This is a genomic window from Pseudomonas sp. NY15356 (genome assembly GCF_048068175.1).
Classification (GTDB): domain Bacteria; phylum Pseudomonadota; class Gammaproteobacteria; order Pseudomonadales; family Pseudomonadaceae; genus Aquipseudomonas; species Aquipseudomonas putida_K.
In genome coordinates this window covers 1-7,015 of the sequence record NZ_JBLUPW010000055.1, presented here as the reverse complement: position 1 = coordinate 7,015, position 7,015 = coordinate 1, and the positions used below count along the sequence as shown (strand labels likewise).

At 50.0% G+C, this 7,015-nt stretch carries 5 protein-coding genes and 3 pseudogenes; all 8 read right to left on the bottom strand.

Going from position 1 to position 7,015, the window contains the following annotated elements; all coding sequences use genetic code 11:
* A pseudogene (locus ACNFCI_RS23810) lies at positions 1-444 on the bottom strand (type IV secretion protein Rhs); the annotation flags it as partial.
* Positions 445-562: 118 nt separating this feature from the next.
* Complete coding sequence (locus ACNFCI_RS23805) at positions 563-1,348, bottom strand: hypothetical protein (RefSeq protein ID WP_416768393.1); 786 nt, start codon at positions 1,346-1,348, stop codon at positions 563-565.
* Between the two features lie 19 nt (positions 1,349-1,367).
* A pseudogene (locus ACNFCI_RS23800) lies at positions 1,368-3,227 on the bottom strand (RHS repeat-associated core domain-containing protein); the annotation flags it as partial.
* A gap of 299 nt (positions 3,228-3,526) precedes the next feature.
* Complete coding sequence (locus ACNFCI_RS23795; RefSeq protein WP_416768391.1) at positions 3,527-3,856, bottom strand: Imm26 family immunity protein; 330 nt, start codon at positions 3,854-3,856, stop codon at positions 3,527-3,529.
* Positions 3,857-4,192: 336 nt separating this feature from the next.
* Positions 4,193-4,807 (bottom strand): hypothetical protein, encoded by a 615-nt coding sequence (locus ACNFCI_RS23790; protein WP_416768389.1) that lies wholly within the window; start codon positions 4,805-4,807, stop codon positions 4,193-4,195.
* A 173-nt stretch (positions 4,808-4,980) separates the two neighbouring features.
* A pseudogene (locus ACNFCI_RS23785) lies at positions 4,981-5,169 on the bottom strand (RHS repeat protein); the annotation flags it as partial.
* Positions 5,170-5,200: 31 nt separating this feature from the next.
* A complete protein-coding gene (locus ACNFCI_RS23780) occupies positions 5,201-5,575 on the bottom strand; it encodes a hypothetical protein (protein WP_416768387.1) in 375 nt (124 codons plus the stop codon).
* Positions 5,572-7,015 (bottom strand): RHS repeat domain-containing protein (locus tag ACNFCI_RS23775; RefSeq protein WP_416768385.1); only part of this gene is annotated, 1,444 nt, incomplete at its 5' end. The genes ACNFCI_RS23775 and ACNFCI_RS23780, both read right to left, overlap by 4 nt.

Genomic DNA, 7,015 nt, shown 5'->3' with positions numbered 1-7,015 from the left:
GTTGCCCTTGTCGTCGTAGCGCGCTCGCCAGGTGCTGCCGTCCGGGTAGCTGACCTGCGTCACCAGGGTGGTCAGGTGGTGATACTCGTAGGTGGTCTTGCGCCCCAGCGGGTCGGTTTCTTCCAGCAGGCGGGCGAACTCGTCGTACTTGAAGGCGAGTTTGTTGCCGTCCGGCAGGCCTAGCCCGACCATGTTGCCGTGTTCGTCCAGCTCGATGGCATAGCGCTCGCCCCCATAGTCCCGGCTGGCAACCACGCGATGGTCAGCGTTGTACTGCACTTCCAGCTCTCGGCCGAGCACGTCGGTGGCCCAACTGGTGCGGGCGCTCAGGTCGTAGCGGAAATGGTAGTGCTCACCGTCGCTGGTCCAGTGCTCGACCACGCGCGGCTTGTCGCCAATGGTTTCCCAGCGGTAGTGGCAGCCCGGGCCCAGCGCGTTGCTGTGATGCTGTCTGGCGACCTTGTGGGGAGCACATTTGTTGAATATGCACTTTTAAAGATCAGAAATAATTTAGAGGTGCGCCCGTGAAAAGCTCGCTTTCAATACGAAACAACGGGAAGCCCTAAAATATTTTTTTTGGGAAAGGCTTTTTTGTAGCGGCCTTCCAAGATAAAAGCACTCCAAGCCCCCCTAGAGTTCTATTGATTATTTCAAGCTGCTCCTTTTCAACTAGCCAAATCGCTTTTGAGTCAGTAATATCGACAAGTTTACCGTTGTTATTCCCCTCCAAAATCCACTGTCTCAATGGAATCCCTCCCACATTTATTGACAGGTGTCGAGCGTTTATGAGATTAAGCTCATAAACCATGCGCAGCTGTTCACCCTTATACCTTTCTAGCCCCTTATTCCGACCCGGCAGTTCTTTTTTGAATAGCGCTACGCTTTCAAACGGATAAATCGAAGTAAAATTTTCTCCCGCGGCATAACTCAGCCCCTTACTAACACTTCCAGCCTTATAAGCTATGCCGTAAGAAGCAAAGTCACCAAGCGAAACCTCCCTAAACAGATCAACATAACAATCAACTAGAGAGGATTCGCCACTTGACTGTGCATCAAGATGAAAAAAGCTGCCATAATCATCTGTGTTATATCCATAAGATGCTCGCCAAGGAACAATACCTTCAACCTCATTATAGAGCCTAAATGAAGAAACTTCTCCAGCTTGAATCTTTTGTGTTAGCTCATCAAGTGTAACCTCAATCAAGTCATGATCACCAACATGGTCTCCCCTTATGAGATATTCGTAGTAACCAGCGCCAGTAACCGGCAACCTTATCAATGAGAAATAAAAGACCCCAAGCTTTAACGCCTGTTCCGGCGTTAGCTTTTCAGTACCATATAATGCCATTGCCAAGCACATAAGCCACCTATATTCCAGAAATAAAATCATCCAGTATAGCTTTCATATCCGCAGCGCTATATGGGTGTTCGAGTACTACAACCTCTCCATGCTTATTAGCCGGCAAATTCCCCATCGCAGTGTTGTTTCGAGAGGTCAGCGTAGGAAATTTTTTCCCCATATCTGTCTTGGAGGCTAGCTCAATCGCATGTACCTTTCCATTGACATCCACCGCCATGACGTCAGGCTTTCTTGCCGAAACCCCGCGACCATTAGCAAAACTGTAAGATCTATTTAAATAAACATCTGTAAACTTCCCACTCATTGCCAACTTATTCGCAATAGCTTCAGAAAATTGATCATGCTCAGGAGTGCCATCAACTTGGCCGCGCCCATGGATACGGGTATTATTCACCATTCTTACTGGGCAAGGTGCAAGCCCAGCGGGATCAACCCACATAACTGGATTCAGATTGTATCTGAATAAATTTATCCCGCCTCGAATCCCTATTGGATCAAGAGTAATATAACGTCCTATTTCAGGATCATAATATCGATATGTATTGTAGTACAGCTCAGACTCACCATCGAAATACTGCCCTTGGAAGCGCAGATTCTGCTCAACCTTATTGACGACTAATTGCTCAATCTCCCCCCACGAGCGATACGTCGCCTGCCAAACGATCCCACCATCGCTATCCGTCAGCTCCAGCGGCGTGCCGATCTGATCAGTATGGAAGTAGTAGACCTTCTGCTCCTCACCTTCCACCTGTTCAACTCGCGCCAAGGGCGCATAGCTTCCCGGCTCGTACAAGTACAGGATGTTTTGCCCCGGCGTCTCCTCACGCAACATCCGTAGCCCTTGCCACAGGAAGCGTTTCTGTTCGACCTCGCCGTTGATTTCCGACTGCTTCGCAACCCGCCGCCCCAAGCTGTCATAACGATAGTGCCCGGTGCTTTCCAGCTTGCCATTGACCGTTGTTTCTGTCCGAACCAACCGGTTTTTGCAGTCATAGACAAAGTGCTGCAGCGTGCTGTGCCCCGAGCGCTTCTCGATCAGGTTGCCCCAGGGGTCGTAGCTATACTCCTGGTCCCGCCACTGCTTGATCCGGTTGTCCTTGACCTTGTCGAACTGGCGCGCGTTGAAATCGAGTCGGTTGGCCGCCGCGTCGTAACGAAACTCTTCGCTACCAATCAGCGAGCCGGTATCGCGGCTGCGTAATTGGCCGTTGGCTTCGTATTCGTATTTGACCTCGCCGCGCAGCTTGTCGAGGGTACGTACCAGTTCGCCTGCAGGGTCGTACTGGTAGCGTCGGTGGATCGGGTTGTACGCATGCTCCACCAGCAATGAGGTATTGATGCCGGTGTTATGCACCTGCGAGAGCTTGTCGGCCGGCAAGGTCGAGGCAAACTGCCAGGCCTTGCGCCCCATGGCGTCATAGCCAAAGCAACTGGTGAGCTTGCCCTGGGTCCGGTAGACCTCGCGGTGCAGGTCATCGTGCTCCATGTCGTTGATCACCTGGCCATCCAGGTTCAGCTGGTGCAGGTGCCCGCTGCCGTAGTACAGATGGTTGACCTTGCGGCCATCCGGCAACGTCAACGTGGTCAGGTTGCTGAGTGGATCGTACTCATAGCCGAGTGTGCCGGCGGGCGTGATTTCTTTCGTCAGCCGGCCGAGCAGATCGTAGGCGTATTCCAGCTTTTCGTCAGTCACGCCGAGTTGCTTGCCTGCAACGGCCGGTGTGCGCTGGATGCACAGCAGCCGGCCGGCGTCGTCGTATTCGAAGTCCTGGCGGGCATCGCGATTGAGCTTGGCAATCAAGCGAACAATGGCATCACGTTCAAACAACGTCTCGCGTTCCGGACGCTCGCCATAGCCTACTTTGTCCCAAAAAATGCTCTGGTATTCCCATGCTACTGTTATCGACTAAATTATTTCAAGCGATAAAACGTAGATTAGATGTTCCAGACTGCGCATCAAAAAATGAAGTGACTGAGACAACGTTGGCAGTCACTTCAAAAAATCCAATAATTAAAGAGCAATATCCCAAGAAAAAATCAATAAGCTTCCATATTCAGCATGACCTTACCCAAAAAGCTCCTTTACATCTTCGTCCCCCATCTGCTCATAAGGAGGCAATCCCAGAGAGTCAATTTCTGAAATTTCTTGCTGATTCTCATTAACATCTATACTTTTAGGTCATATGGCGCTGTACCGAATACAAACCTTAACGAGTCGACCTGTTTATCATTTCCACCTTGTGCATTACCGATGACAGACCATTCGCCCTCCCCCATCTCTAACAAGGAAAAAGTATCCAGTATAACCGGAAACATTTTTATTTTGTTAATTACCGCCAGTCCCTCGCTGGCCGACGCGGCAGTCTCTGAGTAAATCTCAGCAACATACCCCAATTCTATTTTCCTTATTAGCCTTGCAAAACCATACGCACCCTCGTCAATCTTGAACGAAAGGATATCACCAGCCGAGTATTTTGCAGCTTTATTCTTGCGCACTGAAGCATCCTCATGATTAATTGGGCTAGTCTCCAAATCATAAAACAAGCTACACCATTAAGAACAAGTAACAAGTCGATCCAATACCGTATCCCCTCAATCATCGGCCATCTTTTCAAGGACTCAAAATAGAGTGCTCGATCACGCGCGGTTTACCGCCCTAGATTTGCCAGCGGCATTTGCAGATCAGATTTAAATTAAGAGGGGCTGCGCCCTCTCTTAGAATAGATATTTTTTAAAGATCTACTTGCCCCCCTAAGCAAGTCCGAACATCAGCAAGAACAAGTTGGGCACTTAAAAACCTAACCTCAAGACACAAAAAAGGCTCCCGCCAAGTCACCTTAGAACTGAGATCAGCGGCTCATCGAACGACTTATCTTTGATGATTTTTCTTGAATTGATCACATTGTCGTATTGGGCCTTGTCAGTAAATTCCGCACCTAGCTTTGCCGCGCAATGGATAAATACTGCAGGATAAGCATAGTTATCCGGCGAATCCAACACGTCACCTATAGTTTGTTTTGTTGGAGTTATACAAGCCAAAACTTTAGGAATATAAAATTCCTTTAGCACCTGCCCAATATGTGCGCACGTTTCTTTAGCCGAAGCTAAGTCTGGTGTTTTTACCGAGCCTCCAGGAGCGCTTCCGAAACGTTTGACCTGCTCGCCAGATGATATAAAAGAAAAACACCCCTCGTTAAATAAATTGCTTTTATAGGGCGGATTGAAGCCTGAGGCACATTCAAATATTGCCCCGCCGTAGACTATCCCACCCAACACATAAGAATCCACGCGAGCTAAATGCTCCAGAAATAGTTCAGCTACGACTTTTTTGTTATATTTGAATTTCAATTTATTTTTTGACGCCGCAACACCTTCAAACTGCGAAGCGATAGCCTTTAGCTCTTTTAACAATTCAGATTCGAAATTTACGCGATTTTCAGAACTCATAGCTCACCGATACTTAAGCACATTAATACTGCCTCATGCACAGCGCCTTTTTCGGCCTATAACTTGCTTCGCGCACTTTTGGTGTCGAGTTTTAGCTTAGCTGCTGTACCATTGGATGGTTTAATAACTCTTCCACCAAGAGGCTGTGCCGTGTTAGCAGGCGGGTGGTCTATCCCTTTTCCGTCGGTGTGGCTGAGCACCTGCCCGAAGGCGTTGTAGGTGAAGATTTCCTGGGTCCCGTCCGGATGGCTTATGCGCAGCCCCCCGTCCGGCTCCAAGGAGGTGGTCTGGTTCAGCGCATCGGCCATCGCAATCAGATCCTGACGCCCGTCGTAACGGTAGTAGACGCTCTTATTCGAACAGCTGGGAAGCGCTGAACCTGAGTGTTCGCCACTAATTAGGAAACCGCCCGCTGCGATAAGTCTCAAATAGTTTTTTTACCCACTCAATATCACATGACTTTAAATACGAGTCTGCCACCAACCCCATATCATCTGAGATATAACCAGCAATTTCGGAACTGGCAGTCAAGGAATACACTTTCTTAAAAACAAACTCTCGAATCTCATTCACAGCCACCTTATCCTCAGCAGATAAATACTCAAGAGTTTTTAACTTTTCAAAAGCACTCGACCAAGCCTTGTCAAATACGGCGCCATCCCGACGATCCAAGGCTTCATCCCAGTCACTTACGCTAGCTACAACGACTTCAAAAAAGCCATCTTTCCGAACTGTTTCCCTAACTACATCCAGCGAATTCTTACTCATCTCAACCCACTCTCCTTAAGCCAATTCTCAATCAAATCAACCGCGACACGCGGGGTTACATTCTCACCTAGCACATGGGTTCCGTTTGGAGAAACGACGTCAACTTTTATATGATCCAGGTCCTTATATGCTTCACGATACGCAGCAAAGAGCTGGTCATCCGTACCAGGAAAGTCCCCCTGCCGAGGTCCAATAGGCCCTCTTTCTGCCTCATGTAACAACCAATGCTCATGCTCCGGATTTTCACCTTTCGGGAACAGTGTTGGCCGTGTTTTATCTGATCTTGACACTGCGAAAGGCCGACCTTTTGACTTTCGCACTGAGGGCACATGGTGTCCAGATTTGCTTACTCCCATTCCCTTACTCTCGCACCAACCCCACGGGTCAATCCCGGTGACGGGACTGGAGACATAGCGATAAAGATTAAATCCACCTAGCAGGCCGATAGGGTCATGGCTGATGAAGCGGCCAATCTCAGGATCATAGTATCGGAACGTGTTGTAGTGCAGCCCTGTTTCATTATCAAAGTACTGACCTTGGAAGCGCAGATTCTGCTCAAGCTTATTGACGGCGAATTGCTCAATCTCCCCCCATGATCGATACGTCAACTGCCAAACGATCTCACCTTCGCTATCCGTCAGCTCCAGTGGCGTGCCGATCTGATCAGTATGGAAGTAGTAGACCTTCTGCCCTTCCCCTTCGACTTGATCGACACGTGCCAAGGGCGCGTAACTCCCCGGCTCATAGAAATACAAAATGCTCTGCCCCGGCGTCTCCTCACGCAGCATCCGTAGCCCTTGCCAGAGGAAGCGCTTCTGTTCGACTTCACCGTTGATTTCCGCCTGCTTGGCTATTCGCCGCCCCAGGCTGTCGTAACGATACTCGCCTCGGCTCTCCAGCTTGCCATTGACCACTGTTTCCGCCCGAACCAACCGGTTCTCGCAGTCATAGGCAAAGGTCTGCAGCTTGCTGTGCCCCGAGCGCTTCTCGATCAGGTTACCCCAGGGGTCGTAACTGTACTCCTGATCTCGCCACTGCTTGATCCGGTTGTCCCTGACCTTGTCAAACTGCCGCGCATTGAAGTCCAATCGGTTCGCCGCCGCGTCGTAACGAAACTCTTCGCTCCCAATCAGCGAGCCGGTATCGCGGCTGCGGAGTTGTCCGTTAGCTTCGTACTCATACTTGATTTCGCCTCGCAGCTTGTCGAGGGTACGTACCAGTTCGCCTGCAGGATCGTACTGGTAACGGCGGTGGATCGGGTTGTAGGCATGCTCCACCAGCAGCGAGGTATTGATACCGGTGTTATGCACCTGCGAGAGCTTGTCGGCTGGCAAGGTCGAGGCGAATTGCCAGGCCTTGCGCCCCATTGCGTCATAACCGAAGCAACTGGTGAGCTTGCCCTGGGTCCGATACACCTCGCGGTGCAGGTCATCACGCTCC

What these genes read in the sequence shown, in the direction of transcription:
- ACNFCI_RS23805 (WP_416768393.1), bottom strand. Translation starts at nt 1,348, where the DNA reads ATGGCATTATATGGTACTGAAAAGCTAACGCCGGAACAGGCGTTAAAG.
- ACNFCI_RS23790 (WP_416768389.1), bottom strand. Translation starts at nt 4,807, where the DNA reads ATGAGTTCTGAAAATCGCGTAAATTTCGAATCTGAATTGTTAAAAGAG.
- ACNFCI_RS23780 (WP_416768387.1), bottom strand. Translation starts at nt 5,575, where the DNA reads ATGAGTAAGAATTCGCTGGATGTAGTTAGGGAAACAGTTCGGAAAGAT.